The following is an 18121-nucleotide window of genomic DNA, read 5'->3' on the forward strand; positions in this document are numbered from 1 at the left end:
TTAGTTTGTAAGTCAGGAAGCCGCCGACATGTTCGGCGGTTTTTTTATGGTGCCTTTGACACCATCACCCAACAATAACCGTCAGCGCATGATTCCCTTGTCGCAGCATACGTCGATACGCGCTAATCAGCTTTTCCATATCAAGCATGATCGAAGCAAAGAGTTGGCCCTCTAACTCTTCTGAAAAGGTCACTCCCGGATAAATCTCCATTTCATTGAGTCGCTTAATGGAAAACTGTTTACGCAGCTCACTTCGATCCAGAGCTTCCAGGCGGTCGATTGTCGCGGCTAACTCCTGATTCCAGGTCAATCCCAGGAAGCCATCTATGCCATCTTCGAGGCTGTGTTCACCAAGCACTGCGCGACTTAGCGGATCATTCTTCGCGGGGTCAAATGCAGATGTACCCGTCAGGCCAAAATGTAAAAAATCCCAGCGTTTATCAATATCCAGTCGGCGCAATCCTGAAAGCGTGTCATGTATATTATCCATCAAAGGTTTTTCAGTAGACTCAAGCAGTTGGTTAATTTTCTCTGAGTCAATTTCTGCAAAATAGCCAATCATTCCCATTTGTTTTTCCTCCGTTGAATTTAATTTTTCGCATCTTAAAACAGACGAGGGAAAATAAAATGTGCATGTTGCTTTTTCTGGATCCTCCTCGAGGAATTTTTATTATTTACTATTTTGCAACAAGGTTATAACGCCATCCACCACCTGAGCCATTTTCTGATAATTGAGTCTGTCTGCGGTATCACCAGGTAAGTGATATTGTTTATTACGATAAAAAGCGGTGTCGGTAATCATTACGGCGGGAATATCGTGTTGCCAATAATTTAGGTGGTCGGAGAAATCGATACCGGGAATAAAACCTGGCGCATTAATAGAATAAACAGGCAACTCTGTTGCTGATAACAACGCAGATTTTACCTGACGCACAGCGCTGATATCCTGCACTCTGCCGACGACAGCAATAAAATCACCACGGTCGGGATAAAGCCAGGACATGACAGAGTAAGGGTAATCCTGACTCCCAGGCGCAGAGTCGTAATAGCCAATCATCTCCAGCGCTATCATTAATCTCACTGGACGCTCAAGCGAAGCGGCGTGTACCGCGCTCCCCATTTCATCGCTACGAAAGAAGGGCGGTTCTTCCGACGCATAGGCGACCAGTTGCACACCTATTTTCGGCGCTTGCTGTTGTAACAAACGTGCCAGTTCGAGTAATCCTGCCACGCCGCTGGCGTTATCATCCGCGCCCGGCGTATAGGTTAATTGATCGTTTTCGTAACTGCTGGCAGAGTCATAGTGCGCACCAATAATAATCAGCGGTCCATCGGCAGGACCATAATCAGCAACAATGTTTTTGTAGGGGCCACCAGTAATGGGGACGTCCTGCCCGGTAACTCTGGCGCCGCTACTGATAAAGACCTCTTTTATATACTCTGCGGATCTATTCAGATTATCAATATTGTCGGCACTACGTGGATGCACAGTTTGTGTAAAATAACGAACTGTTTTTTCTAATTGCTCGGGACTTGCGTGCTGGGGCGTTGGCGGTAATGCATTGACCCAGGGTTGATAAAAAACAATCAGAGGAAGTGAAAGCAGGAACAATATAAAAAAGGGAAAAGTTATTTTTTTCATATGCAAATTATTAATGGGTTTCGTTGTTGAATCATTATTTGTTATGGGTTTCGAGATTGTATTTTATTAAGATTGGTCGGATTATACAAAGAGTCTATTTTATGTCTGGTGGCTGAGTTTATTTAAAAGGATTTTATATGCGAAATAAAAATATAATCATGTTGCTTATTAGTGGTTTTATTTTGTCAGGATGTGGGCCGGAATCTGATGATAAGGAAAGTCAGCAACAACAATCTACTACACCCACAGACCAGCAAGTACTTGCCGCGCAACAAGCGGCAACAAAAGTGGCGGAGCAAAGAGCCGCCGCCGCTAAAGCAAAAACCTAGCCCAGCATGAAGCGCAACAATCCTCAGACAAACAGGCTTTGCAGGGGCGATTGCAGGAAGCGCCAACATTTGAAAGAGCGGCTAAAGCAAAAGCTACACGTATCGCAAATCCAGGAACCGCTCGCTATCAGCAGTTCGATGATAATCCGGTTAAGCAGGTAGCGCAAAACCCGTTGGCGACGTTTAGCCTTGACGTCGACACCGGCAGCTAACGCTGAATGGGCAAAAAGCATCAATTGATAAGTTACGCTATGCCCCGGATAGCAAATCAGCGAAATCAGATAAAGCGAAAGAACTGGCCTGGTTAAAGATTCGTTGGAAATACCCGCAGGGAAAAGAAAGTCAGTTAGTTGAATTTCCGTTGGCACCCACAATAAACGCACCGTCAGAAGATATGCGTTTTCGCGCAGCAGTCGCTGCATTTGGGCAAAAATTGCGCGGTTCTGAATACCTGAATAATACCTCCTGGCAGCAGATCGAACAGTGGGCGCGGCAAGCGAAAGGACCGGATCAACAAGGCTACAGAGCGGAATTTATTCGCCTGATTGGGCTGGCGGAAGGTCTGAACAATTCCCAAAACTAAAAATGATAAATCTGTTTGCCGGATATCGACATCAAGCGTATTCGGCAAACAGATGAAAAATAAGTGCGTTGGCATCATTAAATTAATCAGCCAACTTACCATCGCTTTCGACTTAAATGCTAAACACCGCGAAATCGCTCGCCAGTTCAGTTGCCGGGAAAATCGTCCGGCACTCGTGTAACAAGTGCTGACAGCCTTTATCATCATAGCGTGAACTAACATGGGTAATAATTAGCTTACCGACACCAGCTTCACGGGCCAGTGCCGCCGCCTGGCGTGTGGAGCTGTGGCCGCGGCTGTTGGCTTTGGCCTCCATCGCCAAATCCAGAGTCGCTTCGTGAACCATTACGTCGACACCTTTAGCCAGCGCCAGCGCGGCATCGCAAGGACCCGTATCGCCGAAAATGGCGATCGCTTTTCCTGGTGTAGGCGCGGCTAAGTAATCAGCGCCGTTAATCTGCCGACCATCTTCCAATGTGACAGTTTTTCCGGCTTTCAAATCCTGAAACAATGGGCCAGGCGGTACGCCCGCGGCCTTTAATGCCTGAGCATTCAGCGCACCAGGCTTATCATGTTCTTCTACGCGATAGCCGTAACATTCCAGCGGATGTTCCATCGGATAAGCTGTCACTTTACGCAAGCCATCATCAAGTATTTCGCCTGCGCTAATTTCAATAATCTCCAGTGGATAATCGGTCCACGAGCCACTAATACGTAACGCTGTCTCAACAAATTCACGGATACCTTTCGGACCATAAATGGTTAAGGGTTGCACAATGCCTGACATGGAACGACTGCACAGCAAACCGGGCAGACCGAAAAGATGATCGCCGTGAAGATGGCTAATAAAAATCCTGTCCAGTTTGCCGGGATTAAACACCGTGTGCAGCATTTGGTGTTGAGTGCCTTCGCCACAGTCAAATAACCAAAGTCCGGCCTGGGTCGGATGTTGCAGATTGAGCAATATCGCCGTGACATTACGCGCCCGGGTTGGAACTCCCGCCGAAGTACCTAAGAAAATTAATTCCATAAGACCATCACATTTCTAAAAATAATCCGGCTAGTATAAGGCATACAACCAAAAGGAGCGCATCATGATCGACTGGCAGGATCTTCATCACTCTGAATTATCGGTTTCTCAGCTTTATGCCTTATTACAACTGCGTTGTGCGGTATTCGTTGTCGAACAAAACTGTCCTTATCAGGATGTCGATGGTGACGATCTGGTAGGTGAAAATCGTCATATTCTCGGCTGGCAAAACGGAAAACTAGCAGCGTATGCGAGGATTCTGAAAAGTGATGATGATCTCGAACCGGTGGTGATTGGTCGGGTGATTGTCGGCGAAGCGTTGCGGGGCGAAAAAGTGGGGCAGCAACTGATGAGTAAGTCGCTGGAATCATGTACGCGCCACTGGCCGGACAAGGCGATTTATCTGGGAGCGCAGGCGCACTTACAAAACTTTTACCGCAGTTTTGGCTTTATCCCTGTGACCGACATTTACGAGGAAGATGGTATTCCCCACATCGGGATGGCGCGCGAAGTCATTCAGGCGTAATTGATAACCGTTGTCTATAGTTAGTGGCAGGTTTTAAGCAAATGGAGAACGAGAATGTCTAATCAATTTGGTGATACACGCATCGATGACGACCTGACGTTGCTGAGTGAAACGCTGGAAGAAGTGCTGCGCTCCTCTGGCGATCCCGCCGATCAGAAATATGTTGAGCTGAAGGCGCGAGCAGAGAAGGCGCTGGATGATGTGAAAAAAAGAGTCAGTCAGGCTTCAGACAGCTATTACTATCGGGCGAAGCAAGCGGTTTATCGTGCCGACGACTACGTTCATGAAAAACCGTGGCAGGGGATTGGCGTTGGCGCTGCGGTTGGTTTGGTATTAGGACTGTTGCTGGCACGCCGTTAAAACCTCCCTACACTGGGGTACTGCATTTTTTTTGCAGTACCCCGTATAATGTGAGGCTTTTAACAGGGAGAGGTCCGCGTGCAATCACTCACTACGGCGCTGGAAAATCTATTGCGCCATCTGTCGCAAGAGTTTCCAGCGACGCCCGGCATTCGGGTTTTTGATGTTCCTTTCCCATTAAATGACGCCTTTGATGCCTTAAGCTGGCTGGCCAGCCAGAAAATGTATCCGCAATTTTACTGGCAACAACGCAATGGTGATGAAGAGGCTGCCGTACTGGGTACAATAGCCAGCTTTTCGTCGCTGGCGCAGGCGCAGCGTTTTCTCCGACAATACCCGGATCACACCGACTTACGTATCTGGGGGCTGAATGCGTTTGACCCTTCCCAGGGCAATTTACTCCTCCCGCGGTTGGAATGGCGACGCTGTGCAGGCAAAGCGACCCTTCGACTGACCCTTTTCAGCGAAAACTCCCTTCAGCACGACGCACATCAGGCAAAGGAATTCATTGCGGCTCTGGCAAACATTAAACCGTTGCCAGCTCTGCATTTAACCATCACCCAAGAAAATCACTGGCCGGACAAACCAGCCTGGACGGGGTTAATTAAACTGGCGACCGACACCATTGCTGAAGGTGAACTGGATAAAGTGGTGTTGGCGCGGGCGACCGATCTGCATTTCTCCGATTCAGTTAACGCGGCGGCAATGATGGCTGCCAGCCGTCGGTTGAACCTGAACTGCTACCATTTCTACATGGCCTTTGATGGCGAAAGTGCGTTCCTGGGTTCATCTCCTGAGCGGCTTTGGCGGCGGCGTGACAAAGCGTTGCGTACTGAAGCACTGGCGGGAACGGTAGCGAATCATCCTGATGATAAACAGGCGCAGCAACTGGGTGAGTGGCTGATGGCGGATGATAAAAACCAGCGCGAGAATATGCTGGTGGTGGAAGATATCTGCCAGCGATTACAGGCAGATACCCAGGCGCTGGATGTTTTACCGCCACAGGTGCTTCGTCTGCGTAAAGTGCAGCATCTGCGTCGCTGTATCTGGACCTCGCTTAATACGGCAGATGATGTGGTTTGTCTGCATCAGTTGCAGCCAACGGCAGCGGTGGCTGGTTTACCGCGCGATTTGGCACGGCAGTTCATCGCCCGGCACGAACCGTTTACCCGTGAATGGTATGCGGGGTCTGCGGGCTATCTCTCATTGCAACAAAGCGAATTCTGCGTTTCCCTGCGCTCGGCGAAAATCAGTGGCAATGTCGTGCGATTGTATGCCGGAGCGGGTATTGTCCGAGGCTCAGACCCCGAACTGGAGTGGCAGGAAATCGACAACAAAGCGGCAGGACTGCGCACTTTATTACAATTGGAATAGTAATGAGTCGCATCATTACCGATTCATATCAATAATCTATTTTTGTAGCTCCTTATACTTAGCCGCAATATTGATACCGGACAAACTCATGTCAGTAAGCGCATTTAACCGACGCTGGGCGGCGGTCATTCTGGAAGCATTAACACGTCACGGCGTCAGACACGTCTGCATCGCCCCTGGCTCTCGTTCTACGCCATTAACTCTGGCGGCGGCGGAAAATTCCGCATTCATTCATCACACTCATTTTGATGAGCGTGGGCTGGGGCATCTGGCGCTGGGACTGGCAAAGGTCAGCAAACAGCCAGTGGCGGTGATAGTGACTTCCGGCACGGCGGTAGCGAATCTCTATCCGGCACTGATTGAAGCTGGGTTAACCGGAGAAAAACTGATCCTGTTAACCGCCGATCGTCCTCCGGAACTGATTGACTGCGGCGCGAATCAGGCAATTCGTCAGCCGGGTATGTTCGCCTCTCATCCTACGCATAGCATTTCACTACCGCGCCCGACTCAGGATATTCCCGCCCGTTGGCTGGTTTCTACTATCGACCACGCTTTAGGCCCGCTGCATGCGGGTGGAGTCCATATCAACTGCCCGTTTGCCGAACCGCTTTATGGCGAGATGGACGATACCGGACTTAGCTGGCAACAACGTCTTGGCGACTGGTGGCAGGGCGACAAACCGTGGCTGCGTGAAGCGCCTCGTCTTGAGAGCGAAAAACAGCGCGACTGGTTCTTCTGGCGGCAAAAGCGCGGCGTGGTGGTTGCCGGGCGCATGAGTGCGGAAGAGGGCAAAAAAGTTGCATTGTGGGCGCAAACTCTTGGCTGGCCGCTGATTGGCGACGTGCTGTCGCAAACCGGGCAGCCGCTGCCGTGTGCCGATCTCTGGTTAGGCAATGCCAAAGCGGTGAGTGAGTTACAGCAGGCGCAGATTGTCGTGCAACTGGGGAGCAGCCTGACTGGCAAACGGTTACTGCAATGGCAGGCGAGCTGTGAGCCAGAAGAGTACTGGATTGTTGATAACATCGAAGGGCAGCTTGACCCGGCACACCACCGTGGACGTCGCCTGGTCGCCAATATTGCCGACTGGCTGGAGTTGCATCCGGCTGAAAAACGTCAGCCTGGTGCGTGGAGATCCCGCGTCTGGCTGAACAGGCAATGCAGGCAGTTGTTGCCCGTCGTGATGCGTTTGGCGAAGCACAACTGGCGCACCGCATCAGAGACTATTTGCCTGAACAGGGGCAACTGTTTGTCGGTAACAGCCTGGTGGTACGTTTGATCGATGCTCTCTCGCAACTTCCGGCAGGCTATCCGGTGTACAGCAACCGTGGGGCCAGCGGAATTGATGGGCTGCTCTCTACCGCCGCAGGCGTTCAGCGGGCCAGTGGTAAACCGACGCTGGCGATTGTGGGCGATCTCTCTGCTCTTTACGATCTCAACGCGCTGGCGCTATTGCGTCAGGTTTCCGCGCCGCTGGTATTAATTGTGGTGAACAACAACGGCGGACAAATTTTCTCGCTGTTGCCGACGCCGAAAAGCGAGCGCGAGCGTTTCTATCTGATGCCGCAAAACGTCCATTTTGAGCACGCTGCCGCGATGTTTGAGCTGAAATATCATCGTCCGCAAAACTGGCAGGAACTTGAAACGGCACTTGCCGACGCCTGGTGCACTCCGACCACCACGGTAATTGAAATGGTGGTTAACGACACCGACGGCGCGCAAACCCTCCAGCAACTGCTGGCGCAGGTAAGCCATTTATGATCCTGCACGCACAGGCAAAACACGGCAAGCCAGGTTTACCCTGGCTGGTGTTTTTGCATGGTTTCTCCGGCGATTGCCATGAATGGCAAGAAGTCGGCGAGGCGTTTGCCGACTACTCGCGGTTGTATGTTGATCTGCCAGGTCACGGTGGTTCGGCGGCAATTAGCGTCGATGGATTTGATGATGTCACCGACGTACTGCGTAAAACCCTTGTTAGTTACAACATCCTAAACTTCTGGCTGGTGGGGTACTCGCTCGGCGGACGGGTGGCGATGATGGCGGCTTGTCAGGAGATGGCGGGGCTTTGTGGCGTGATTGTCGAAGGTGGGCATCCCGGGCTGCAACATGCTGAACAACGCACGGAACGTCAGCTTTCCGATCATCGCTGGGCGCAGCGTTTTCGCACAGAACCATTAACGGCGGTGTTTACCGACTGGTACCAACAGCCTGTTTTTGCCTCGCTCAATGATGATCAACGCCGGGAGCTGGTGGCGCTGCGCAGCAACAATAATGGCGCAACCCTTGCCGCGATGCTGGAGGCCACTTCTCTCGCCGTCCAGCCCGATTTACGTGCTAACCTTAGCGCCCGCACATTTGCGTTTTATTATTTATGTGGTGAACGTGACAGCAAATTCCGCGCCCTGGCGGCGGAACTGGCTGCCGAATGCCATGTCATTCCTCGCGCCGGACATAACGCGCATCGGGAAAATCCCGCTGGCGTAATCGCAAGTCTGGCGCAGATCTTGCGTTTCTGACTAAAGGACACAATATGATTTATCCTGATGAAGCAATGCTTTACGCACCGGTTGAATGGCACGACTGCTCCGAAGGTTTCGAGGACATTCGTTATGAAAAATCCACCGACGGTATCGCAAAAATCACCATTAATCGTCCGCAGGTGCGCAATGCCTTCCGTCCTCTGACGGTAAAAGAGATGATCCAGGCGCTGGCAGATGCCCGTTATGACGACAACATCGGCGTGATCATTCTGACTGGCGCGGGCGATAAAGCGTTCTGCTCCGGCGGTGACCAGAAAGTACGTGGCGACTACGGCGGTTATAAAGATGATTCCGGCGTACATCACCTCAACGTGCTGGACTTCCAGCGTCAGATCCGTACCTGCCCGAAACCGGTCGTCGCGATGGTGGCTGGCTACTCCATCGGCGGCGGTCATGTTCTGCACATGATGTGCGACCTGACTATCGCGGCAGATAATGCCATCTTCGGTCAGACTGGCCCGAAAGTCGGTTCCTTCGACGGCGGCTGGGGAGCTTCCTATATGGCTCGCATCGTCGGGCAGAAAAAAGCGCGTGAAATCTGGTTCCTGTGCCGTCAGTACGATGCAAAACAGGCGCTGGATATGGGCCTTGTGAACACCGTGGTGCCGCTGGCCGATCTGGAAAAAGAGACCGTCCGCTGGTGCCGCGAAATGCTGCAAAACAGCCCGATGGCGCTGCGTTGCCTGAAAGCTGCGCTGAACGCCGACTGTGACGGTCAGGCAGGTCTGCAGGAACTGGCGGGTAACGCCACCATGCTGTTCTACATGACGGAAGAAGGTCAGGAAGGTCGCAACGCTTTCAACCAGAAACGTCAGCCTGATTTCAGCAAATTTAAACGGAATCCGTAATGCGTAGCGCGCAGGTATACCGCTGGCAGATCCCCATGGACGCGGGGGTGGTTCTGCGCGACAGGCGGTTAAAAACCCGCGACGGGCTGTATGTTTGCCTGCGTGAGGGCGAGCGTGAAGGGTGGGGGGAGATCTCCCCACTGCCGGGCTTCAGTCAGGAAACCTGGGAAGAGGCGCAAAGTGTGCTGCTTGCCTGGGTAAATGACTGGCTGGCAGGTGATTGCGAGCTACCACAGACGCCTTCCGTCGCCTTTGGCGTGAGCTGCGCGCTGGCTGAACTGGCAGATACGCTCCCGCAGGCGGCCAATTACCGTGCTGCACCGTTGTGTAATGGCGATCCGGACGATCTGATCCTCAAACTTGCCGATATGCCTGGCGAGAAAGTGGCGAAGGTCAAAGTGGGATTGTACGAAGCCGTGCGCGACGGCATGGTGGTCAATCTTTTGCTGGAGGCAATTCCGGATCTGCATTTGCGTCTTGACGCGAACCGCGCCTGGACGCCGCTGAAAGGCCAGCAGTTTGCCAAATACGTTAACCCGGATTATCGCCACCGCATCGCGTTTCTCGAAGAACCGTGCAAAACCCGCGATGATTCGCGTGCGTTTGCCCGCGAAACCGGCATTGCCATTGCCTGGGATGAAAGCCTGCGCGAGCCGGATTTTGCCTTTGTGGCGGAAGAGGGCGTGCGAGCGGTGGTGATCAAACCCACGCTCACGGGCAGCCTGGAGAAAGTCCGCGAGCAGGTGCAGGCGGCGCACGCGCTGGGGCTGACGGCAGTGATCAGTTCTTCCATCGAGTCGAGCTTAGGCTTAACGCAACTGGCGCGGATTGCTGCCTGGTTAACGCCAGACACCATTCCGGGGCTGGATACGCTGGATCTGATGCAGGCGCAGCAGGTTCGTCGCTGGCCGGGTAGCCCGCTGCCATTAGTGGAAGTTGATGCACTGGAGCGGCTGTTATGATCTTCTCTGACTGGCCGTGGCGTCACTGGCGGCAGGTGCGGGGAGAAGCCATTGCCTTACGTCTTAATGACGAGCCACTCAACTGGTGCGAGCTTTGTGCTCGCGTCGATGAATTAGCCTCCGGTTTTGCTGCGCAGGGGGTGGTTGCGGGCAGCGGCGTAATGTTGCGGGCGTGGAATACGCCGCAAACGCTGCTAGCCTGGCTGGCGTTACTGCAATGTGGAGCGCGGGTGTTGCCCGTGAATCCACAACTGCCGCAACCGTTGCTTGAAGAATTGCTGCCAAATCTCACTCTGCAATTTGCGCTGGTGCCGGAAGGGGAAAACACGTTTCCGGCGTTAACGTCGCTGCATATTCAGCTGGTTGAAGGCGCACATGCCGCTGCGTGGCAGCCGACGCGTCTGTGCTCAATGACGTTAACCTCTGGCTCCACTGGCTTGCCGAAAGCCGCAGTTCATACTTATCAGGCCCATCTTGCCAGTGCCGAAGGGGTGTTATCGCTGATTCAGTTTGGCGAGCATGATGACTGGCTGCTCTCTTTGCCGTTGTTTCACGTCTCTGGTCAGGGAATTATGTGGCGCTGGTTATACGCTGGTGCGCGGATGACGGTACGTGATAAACAGCCATTGGAGCAAATGCTGGCAGGCTGTACTCACGCTTCACTGGTGCCAACACAGCTCTGGCGTTTGCTGGTTAACCGCAGTTCCGTTTCCCTGAAAGCGGTGTTACTCGGCGGCGCGGCGATCCCGGTCGAGTTGACGGAACAGGCGCGCGAACAGGGGATTCGTTGCTTTTGTGGCTATGGTCTGACGGAGTTCGCTTCCACGGTTTGCGCGAAAGAAGCGGACGGCCTGGCTGACGTCGGTTCGCCTCTGCCGGGGCGGCAAGTAAAAATCGTTAACGATGAAGTGTGGCTGCGGGCTGCCAGTATGGCAGAAGGTTACTGGCGTAACGGGCAACTGGTGCCGCTGGTTAATGATGAAGGCTGGTACGCCACGCGCGATCGCGGTGAGATGCATAATGGCAAGCTGACCATTGTCGGACGTTTAGACAATCTGTTCTTCAGTGGTGGCGAAGGCATTCAGCCAGAAGAAGTCGAACGTGTGATTGCCGCGCATCCTGCGGTTTTGCAGGTGTTTATCGTCCCCGTTACTGACAAGGAGTTTGGTCATCGACCGGTAGCGGTGGTGGAGTATGACCACGAAACCGTTGATCTTAGCGAATGGGTGAAAGACAAGTTGGCCCGTTTTCAACAACCGGTGCGTTGGCTGACGCTTCCGCCTGAATTGAAAAACGGAGGCATTAAGATTTCACGTCAGGCGCTAAAAGAGTGGGTGCAACGCCTGCAATAATTAACCATCCGTTTCACTTCTCATTTTTACCATTCCATTGCCATTGATAATGAGTTTATCTGTTAATCTGTAAATTAATGTGAAAATTCTTATCTGACAGGGAGGTACAATGGAGTGGTTAGTAAAAAAGACGTGTTGCGGCGTGGCGAAAAATCGTCATGTATTGGTCCTTAGTGATACCAGTGGTGCTCTCAAAATGATTGCCGAAGTGTGCAATGATGTCATTGTTCAGCCTGGCGATTTACTCTCACCGCTACAGGATGCTATGTACTGTATTAACCGGGATACCCAACGCACAATTAAAGTTATTGATGCCCGAAGCTACAGTGGCGAAGAGTGGGAGAATGTACGCAAAATGGCCAGAAATCGTCAGTGATTTTTATTTCGAACTGGCAGGAAAATCAGCGTTAATCCACCCATAATACAGGCCACTCCAAGCAGTGCCTTCACAGAAAAAGTCCCTTCCCAGCCGGGAAGTACTATTGATGCAATCCATACCAGTACATAACTCACACTCAGCAAAGTATAGGCTTTGCTGAGTGTGAGTTGATGAAGTGTTTTGTACCAACAAAAAACGGAAAGCAGATAACCCAGTAGCCCGATCAACAGCATCCGGACATCCAGGCCAAAAGCCAAAAGCGCAGCGATAAAATCCCACAACTGCGTCATCGGTGGTAGATGACTTGCCGCAAAACCCAGGCTTAATTGCGCAGCAGAAGCAATAATGACGCTGAATAATCCCCACATCAGGCCCATTACACCGTGCTCCCCAAAATCACAATGCCACCAATAATGAAGGCCACCCCACACCAGTGACGAAAAGACACGGGTTCATGCCACAGTTTTACTGCTGCCAGCGTCACCCAGACAAAATTCAGACTCAACATTGGGTAAGCAATGCCTACCGGTACGTTCTGCAATACCAGCAGCCAGAGCAGCATTGCCAGCCCCAGACAAACCAATGCCAGCCCCAGCCACAGCGCGATATGTTTACGCCGTTTGTTTATCGCCACAAAGCTCGTCGCCTGTTTCTGGCAGATTTGCCCGGCAACACTAAGCAAGCTGGCAAACACTAATATCAGCCAGATCATTTAGGCCGATACTGAAAGAGCACCAGACGTCCCTGATGATCGGTGGCGTCTGCAGGTGGAATGGGGAGACTGTTAATGTCTTCATCGTGGTCAACCGAAAGTACGAGAGTAATAATCCCCTCCTGACGATGCTTATTAAGCCAGTTGGCGAAATCATCACCGCTGACAAATCTGCCTTTCGCATCCGGGTAGTTAAGGCCATATTTCAACTCACCCGTCTGACGATACATGATGATGTCATTGCGTTGCAGACTCCATGCCAGACCTGCGGCAACGCCGACGCTATCAGTAAGAATATAGCGGCTCGGCTGAAGTGATTCTTGCGTCATCTCGACAAAAAATTGCGGATGTTTGCCTTCCATAATTCTGTCAGGAATCGCAATTCCCACGAGCAACGCCAGCCCCAACGGGCAAAGTGCCGCAAAAGGCCAGTTTTTTTCAATGTTCGTTAATGTGTACCAGCCGAAAAATGCCCATAGCGAAAAAATCGACCATGCGCAAAAGACTTTATAGATTTCGAAAGTTTGCCAGACTGGCGTACTCATTGGTCCCCAGGGAGAGACTACAAACGTGGCAATAATGCCAGTGACGCCAAATGCGATATTGATCCAGCCATTAATCCGCAGCGCCAGAGGATTATTTTTTGCTGCCTGCAACGCGTAATACGCCACCAGTATTGCCAGAGGCGCAAAGCAGGAAAGAATATAGGTCGGCAGCTTGCCTTTAGCGACGGAGAAAAACAGCAGTGGCATCACCGTCCAGCTCAACAAATAGACGGTTGCGGAATGGTTGCGGTTTTTCCAGCCAGAACGCAGCGCACCGGGGAGTAATCCCAGCCACGGCAGGCTACCGACAATGATGACAGGCAAGTAGTACCAGAACGGGGCTTTATGTTGGGCATCAGCCATCGCAAAGCGTTGAATATGCTCAACCCAGAAAAAATAATGCCAGAAGTCAGGCTCCCGTTGCGCTATTGCTAACCCCCAGGGGAGAACCGTCAGTACACAACTGATGATTGCCAGCCAGCCGTAAATAAAGAAATCTTTCCATCGTTTTTGCGTCGCCACCCACGGCAGCACGCTGAATACCGGCACGGCGAGGGCGAGAAAACCTTTGGTCATTACCCCCATACCGCAGGTGATTCCCAGCAGTAAAAATCCCGCGCTTTTGCCTTTCCAGGTTTGCGCATCCATTGCCAACCAGAAGCTACACATTCCCGCCACCAGCCAGAATGCAATAAACGGATCGAGCACGGCGTAAGTGCCGATGGCGTAGACAATAAACAGCGAGAGATAAATCACGGCGGCGAGTAGTGCCAGACGTTTATCGCGCCATAAGCGCAGAGTAAACCAGACCACCAGCGCGGCGGTTAACAGGGTCGCAAAGATAACACCTGCTCGCACACCAAAGTTATTCGCGCCAAACAGCCACTGCCCAATACTGTTAATCCAGTATCCGGCAATCGGTTTTTCGAAATAACGTAGCCCTAACAGATGGGGCACAATCCAGTCGCCGGAAGCCAGCATTTCCCGACTGATTTCCGCATAACGCGTTTCATCAGGTTGCCAGAGCAGGCGATAATTAATCGGCAAGAGATAATAGACGGTAATAAACGCAAAGAATACTGCGTAATAGCGAATGGATTTCATGGACGAGTTCCCGCAACTTGTTGGCAACCCAGCCAGCCTTCACGTCCAGCGATTCTTCCACGCACCACATGTCCGAGCGGCAACGTCTCCGGCAGCAGCTCGCCTAATGGACAAAACGTAATGCCTTCACGGGCGGCACGCTTCAGGAGATCAACAAAATCAGGATGATAAGCACAACCTTCAACTTCAGCATGGATGGTATAAACCGGCGTCCCTTTATCTCGCAGGATGCGGTTGAGTAGCCAGCCGTTAAAATCTTGCGCTTTCACATCCCGGCCAATCACTTCATCCCAGGTAGGTAATGTCACTGGAATTTGTGCAGTGCCAGGTTTTCCTGATTCGAGCAAGGGACGAAACGGCATGGCCCCACGACAATCGCTGTTGTAGCGCAAATGGAACGCTTCTTTTGCTTCGATCACCTGTTGGTCGGCACGCCAGCCAGCGGCAGCGGAGCAGGTTATCGGTTGGCCGATAATCTCTTCCAGGGTGCGAAGGCCGCGTGCAATATCGTCGACCATCGTTTGCCGATCCCAGTTGCCGCTATGGGCTTGCCAGGCGTGGTGATCCCAGGCGTGCAGGCCGACTTCGTGGTATTTAGCCGCTTCACAAATGATATCGGCATTGGCATGACCAATCTCTTTTCCTGGCCATGCCGTACCTGCCAGTAAAATATCCCAGCCATAAAGCGATGCCGCGTTTGAGCGCAGCATCTTCCACAAAAACTGTGGCTTCACCAGTCGCCAGAGATGGCGGCCCATATTGTCCGGGCCGACGCTGAAAAAAATGCTGGCCTGAATATTATACTTACTTAAGGTTTCCAGCAGACGTGGCACCCCTTCGCGGGTGCCACGAAAAGTATCGACATCAATACGTAAACCTACTTTGGTCATGATGACTTATCCGTAAGATCGACAGTGCGCAGGAAGAAATCCAGCGTTTCATCGATGGTTTCCTGCATATCAATTTTCGGTTCCCAGCCGAGGCAACGGCGGGCATTGCGGATGCTCGGTTTACGATGCTCTACGTCCTGATATCCTTTGCCGTAGTAGCTGCTACTTTCTACCACGCGAAAGCCCGCAAACGGTGGGAAGTGATGGCGCAGCGGATGTTTTTCGAAGCTCGCCAGCAGCATCTCGCCGAGCTCTTCAATACTCGCTTCGTTATCAGGATTGCCAATGTTGATAATTTCGCCGTCGCAGCGATTTCCCGCATTTTCGATAATGCGGTATAACGCTTCGATTCCATCGCGAATATCAGTAAAGCAGCGTTTTTGTTTTCCGCCATCAATCAGCTTAATCGGTGAACCTTCCACCAGATTGAGAATGAGTTGCGTAATCGCGCGTGAGCTACCAATTCGCGCCGCATTAAGGTTATCCAGTCGTGGCCCCATCCAGTTAAACGGGCGGAAGAGGGTGAACTGCAACCCCTCTTTTTCGCCATAGGCCCAGATGACCCGATCAAGTAATTGTTTTGACACCGAATAAATCCAGCGTGGTTTATTCACCGGGCCGACGATTAAATTAGAATGGTCCTCATCGAAGTATTTATCGCTACACATCCCATAAACTTCTGAAGTCGACGGGAAGATGATTCGCTTACGGTACTTCACGCAATAACGGATAATGCGCAGATTCTCTTCAAAATCGAGTTCAAATACGCGTAGCGGGTTGCGGGTATATTCAATCGGCGTGGCTATCGCCACCAGCGGCAACACGACATCACATTTTTTGACGTGATACTCAATCCATTCGGAATGAATGCTGATATCGCCTTCAACAAAATGAAAATGCGGATGATTCAGAAAACGGCTTATCGCGTCGCTGCCAATATCCAGACCGTAAACTTCATAGTGATCTTCGCGCAGCAGGCGTTCTGTCAAATGGTTACCGATAAAACCATTTACCCCGAGGATGAGTACCCGGGTACGGCGTCGGGCGGCACAGGCAGGCTGGCTATTCAAGCGTGAACCTTGCACCAGCCCCAGCGTCTGGGCTAATTGTGAGCCTTGCATGGTAATACCGTCGCCCGCCTGTCCGGTGACGATTTCCAGCGCGCCATCGCCACAGGCAATCAGCAATGGCGCAACAGAAATCACGCTTCCCGGCTGCGCTGCGGATGTATGAGGATGTACGCGTGACGACCAGACGGTAAATTTTTGATTACCAACATAGCTGAAGGCACCCGGCCACGGATCGGCGACGGCGCGGACCATGTTATGCAATACGGCTGCCGGTTTGTGCCACTCGAGGAAGCTGTCTTCTGGTGTTCTGCGACCAAAACAGGTGGCTTCGTTCTCGCGTTGGGCTATTTCCAGAATCTTACCGTGTTTAATGGCGGGTAACGTCTGTTCCAGCAACTGACGCGCGGCATGGCACAATTTATGATGCAGCGTAATGGCGATATCATCTGGCGCAATGGCAACGCGCAGTTGGGCAACAATGGCCCCAGCATCGGCACGTTTAACCATTCGGTGCAATGTAACGCCCGTTTCCGTTTCACCGTTCACCAGCACCCAGTTCAGCGGCGCGCGACCACGATATTTTGGTAACAGCGAACCATGCAGATTAAATGCACCTGCGGGAGCGAGCTGTAAAATTTCATCGCTAATGAGATGGCGATAATAAAAAGAGAAAATCACCTCTGGTGACAGTTGGGCAATGCGTTCCACCCACAGCGGATGATTAATGTTATCCGGCGCGTAAACCGGAATGCCTCTTTCCGCCGCCAGGCGAGCGACTGAACCATAAAAAGCTTTTTCGCCAGGATTATCAGTATGGGTAAAAATGGCGCTAATTTCGTAACCGGCAGCCAGCAGGGCTTCAATACCGAGGCATCCCATATCGTGGTAGGCAAAAACGACGGTTTTCATTATTCATTTTCCTTGCTGGATGGACGGATAACTTGCTGAACAAAATAGCGGGGGCGGGCGCGGACATCGGTGTAGATCCTGCCAATATATTCACCGAGCAATCCCATGCCGATAAACTGAGCGCCAATAAAAGTAAACAGCACGGCAAATAGCATAAAGACGCCTTCCGCGGCCCATTGTGGTCCGAAGGTCAGGCGTAAAATCACCAGCAGTACCGCAATGCTGAAACCCCCAATCGCAATCACGCTGCCGAGAAGACTCAGCATACGTAGCGGTGTGGTCGTGAGGCAGGTCACCAGGTCGTACATCAAATTAATCAGGCGCATAAAGCTGTATTTAGATTCGCCATACTCACGCTCGGCATGATGTACCGGAATTTCAATGGCGCGGCGAGCGAAGATATTCGCCAGAATCGGGATAAAGGTGCTGCGTTCATGGCAGTGCAACATGGCATCGATAATATGACGGCGATAGGCGCGTAACATACAGCCATAGTCGCCCATCGCTTTGCCGGTGGTGCGCTGAATAAGTCGATTAATCATCTTCGATGCCGTTTTACGAAACCAGGTATCCTGGCGATTCTGGCGCACAGTACCCACTACGTCGTAACCTTCATCGGCTTTTTCTACCAGACGGGGGATCTCCTCTGGCGGATTCTGGAGATCGGCATCGAGGGTGATAATTAAGTCGCCGGTAACGTGGCTGAAACCTGCCATGATCGCCGAATGCTGTCCGTAATTACGATTAAGCAAAATAGACACGATGTGGCTGCCCTCTGCTTGTGAGGCATCGACGAGCATTTGTGCGGAATTATCGCTACTGCCGTCATCAATCAGCAGGATCTCATACTCTTTCCCCAGCGTTTCGCAGGCTGCGGTGGTGCGCCTGATTAATTCCGGTAAGCTTTCCTGCTCGTTATAAACGGGAATAACCACCGAGACTTTCTTAACAGGGTGGATTTCAAACATG

Annotated in this window: 17 protein-coding genes and 2 pseudogenes; 10 read left to right on the forward strand and 9 right to left on the reverse strand. The window is 51.9% G+C overall.

Features of this window, described 5'->3' with window-relative positions; all coding sequences use genetic code 11:
• Positions 1-64 precede the first annotated feature (64 nt).
• Together AACU94_RS04940 and AACU94_RS04945 are read right to left on the reverse strand one after the other, a co-directional pair.
• Positions 65-568 carry a YfbM family protein gene (locus AACU94_RS04940; protein ID WP_000525358.1) on the reverse strand — a complete coding sequence of 168 codons (504 nt, stop codon included), beginning with the start codon at positions 566-568 and terminating at the stop codon, positions 65-67.
• A 102-nt stretch (positions 569-670) separates the two neighbouring features.
• Positions 671-1642 (reverse strand): M28 family metallopeptidase, encoded by a 972-nt coding sequence (locus tag AACU94_RS04945; RefSeq protein WP_135489027.1) that lies wholly within the window; start codon positions 1640-1642, stop codon positions 671-673.
• Between the two features lie 137 nt (positions 1643-1779).
• Between AACU94_RS04945 and AACU94_RS04950 the strand changes: the two are divergent.
• Positions 1780-2554, forward strand: a pseudogene (locus AACU94_RS04950) (YfbK domain-containing protein).
• A gap of 112 nt (positions 2555-2666) precedes the next feature.
• Here the strand turns inward: AACU94_RS04950 and rbn are convergent.
• The gene (gene rbn, locus AACU94_RS04955) at positions 2667-3584 is read right to left on the reverse strand and encodes a ribonuclease BN (protein ID WP_130207200.1); all 918 of its coding nucleotides are present in this window, start codon (positions 3582-3584) and stop codon (positions 2667-2669) included.
• 64 nt (positions 3585-3648) lie between these two features.
• On the opposite strand from rbn, the gene AACU94_RS04960 reads away from it, so the two are divergent.
• The 9 genes and pseudogenes from AACU94_RS04960 to pmrD all read left to right on the forward strand — a co-directional run bounded on the left by AACU94_RS04960 (position 3649) and on the right by pmrD (position 11919).
• A complete protein-coding gene (locus tag AACU94_RS04960; protein WP_135489028.1) occupies positions 3649-4110 on the forward strand; it encodes a GNAT family N-acetyltransferase in 462 nt (153 codons plus the stop codon).
• A gap of 54 nt (positions 4111-4164) precedes the next feature.
• The gene (gene elaB / locus AACU94_RS04965; protein WP_000070621.1) at positions 4165-4470 is read left to right on the forward strand and encodes a stress response protein ElaB; all 306 of its coding nucleotides are present in this window, start codon (positions 4165-4167) and stop codon (positions 4468-4470) included.
• Positions 4471-4548: 78 nt separating this feature from the next.
• Positions 4549-5844 carry an isochorismate synthase MenF gene (menF, locus tag AACU94_RS04970; protein WP_135489029.1) on the forward strand — a complete coding sequence of 432 codons (1296 nt, stop codon included), beginning with the start codon at positions 4549-4551 and terminating at the stop codon, positions 5842-5844.
• Positions 5845-5932: 88 nt separating this feature from the next.
• A pseudogene (gene menD, locus AACU94_RS04975) lies at positions 5933-7602 on the forward strand (2-succinyl-5-enolpyruvyl-6-hydroxy-3-cyclohexene-1-carboxylic-acid synthase).
• Positions 7599-8357 carry a 2-succinyl-6-hydroxy-2,4-cyclohexadiene-1-carboxylate synthase gene (gene menH, locus AACU94_RS04980; RefSeq protein ID WP_135489030.1) on the forward strand — a complete coding sequence of 253 codons (759 nt, stop codon included), beginning with the start codon at positions 7599-7601 and terminating at the stop codon, positions 8355-8357. Before menD ends, menH begins: the two are co-directional and overlap by 4 nt.
• 14 nt (positions 8358-8371) lie before the next feature.
• Entirely contained in the window at positions 8372-9229 is an 858-nt protein-coding gene (gene menB / locus AACU94_RS04985) for a 1,4-dihydroxy-2-naphthoyl-CoA synthase (RefSeq protein ID WP_000639996.1), read from the forward strand.
• Positions 9229-10191, forward strand: a complete 963-nt coding sequence (gene menC / locus AACU94_RS04990; protein ID WP_130216994.1) for an o-succinylbenzoate synthase — start codon at positions 9229-9231, stop codon at positions 10189-10191. The genes menB and menC overlap by 1 nt, the downstream gene beginning before the upstream one ends.
• The gene (gene menE, locus AACU94_RS04995) at positions 10188-11543 is read left to right on the forward strand and encodes an o-succinylbenzoate--CoA ligase (RefSeq protein WP_130216996.1); all 1356 of its coding nucleotides are present in this window, start codon (positions 10188-10190) and stop codon (positions 11541-11543) included. The genes menC and menE overlap by 4 nt, the downstream gene beginning before the upstream one ends.
• 109 nt (positions 11544-11652) lie before the next feature.
• Positions 11653-11919: a signal transduction protein PmrD gene (gene pmrD, locus AACU94_RS05000; RefSeq protein ID WP_135489031.1), complete on the forward strand. Its 267-nt coding sequence runs from the start codon at positions 11653-11655 to the stop codon at positions 11917-11919.
• Here pmrD and arnF read toward each other — a convergent pair.
• From arnF to arnC, 6 genes are read right to left on the reverse strand one after another with little or no spacing between them, the layout of a single operon-like run.
• On the reverse strand, positions 11913-12299 hold the full coding sequence (gene arnF, locus AACU94_RS05005; RefSeq protein WP_130217000.1) for a 4-amino-4-deoxy-L-arabinose-phosphoundecaprenol flippase subunit ArnF: 387 nt from the start codon (positions 12297-12299) through the stop codon (positions 11913-11915). The genes pmrD and arnF overlap by 7 nt on opposite strands.
• A complete protein-coding gene (gene arnE, locus AACU94_RS05010) occupies positions 12299-12634 on the reverse strand; it encodes a 4-amino-4-deoxy-L-arabinose-phosphoundecaprenol flippase subunit ArnE (protein WP_130217002.1) in 336 nt (111 codons plus the stop codon). Before arnE ends, arnF begins: the two co-directional genes overlap by 1 nt.
• The gene (arnT, locus tag AACU94_RS05015; protein ID WP_135489032.1) at positions 12631-14283 is read right to left on the reverse strand and encodes a lipid IV(A) 4-amino-4-deoxy-L-arabinosyltransferase; all 1653 of its coding nucleotides are present in this window, start codon (positions 14281-14283) and stop codon (positions 12631-12633) included. The genes arnE and arnT overlap by 4 nt, the downstream gene beginning before the upstream one ends.
• Positions 14280-15173 (reverse strand): 4-deoxy-4-formamido-L-arabinose-phosphoundecaprenol deformylase, encoded by an 894-nt coding sequence (gene arnD / locus AACU94_RS05020; protein ID WP_135489033.1) that lies wholly within the window; start codon positions 15171-15173, stop codon positions 14280-14282. The genes arnT and arnD overlap by 4 nt, the downstream gene beginning before the upstream one ends.
• A complete protein-coding gene (gene arnA, locus AACU94_RS05025; RefSeq protein WP_130207176.1) occupies positions 15170-17152 on the reverse strand; it encodes a bifunctional UDP-4-amino-4-deoxy-L-arabinose formyltransferase/UDP-glucuronic acid oxidase ArnA in 1983 nt (660 codons plus the stop codon). The genes arnD and arnA overlap by 4 nt, the downstream gene beginning before the upstream one ends.
• Complete coding sequence (gene arnC / locus AACU94_RS05030; protein ID WP_130221923.1) at positions 17152-18120, reverse strand: undecaprenyl-phosphate 4-deoxy-4-formamido-L-arabinose transferase; 969 nt, start codon at positions 18118-18120, stop codon at positions 17152-17154. The genes arnA and arnC overlap by 1 nt, the downstream gene beginning before the upstream one ends.
• Between the last annotated feature and the right edge of the window lies 1 nt (position 18121).

The organism is Escherichia sp. E4702, assembly GCF_963883545.1.
Lineage (GTDB): Bacteria > Pseudomonadota > Gammaproteobacteria > Enterobacterales > Enterobacteriaceae > Escherichia.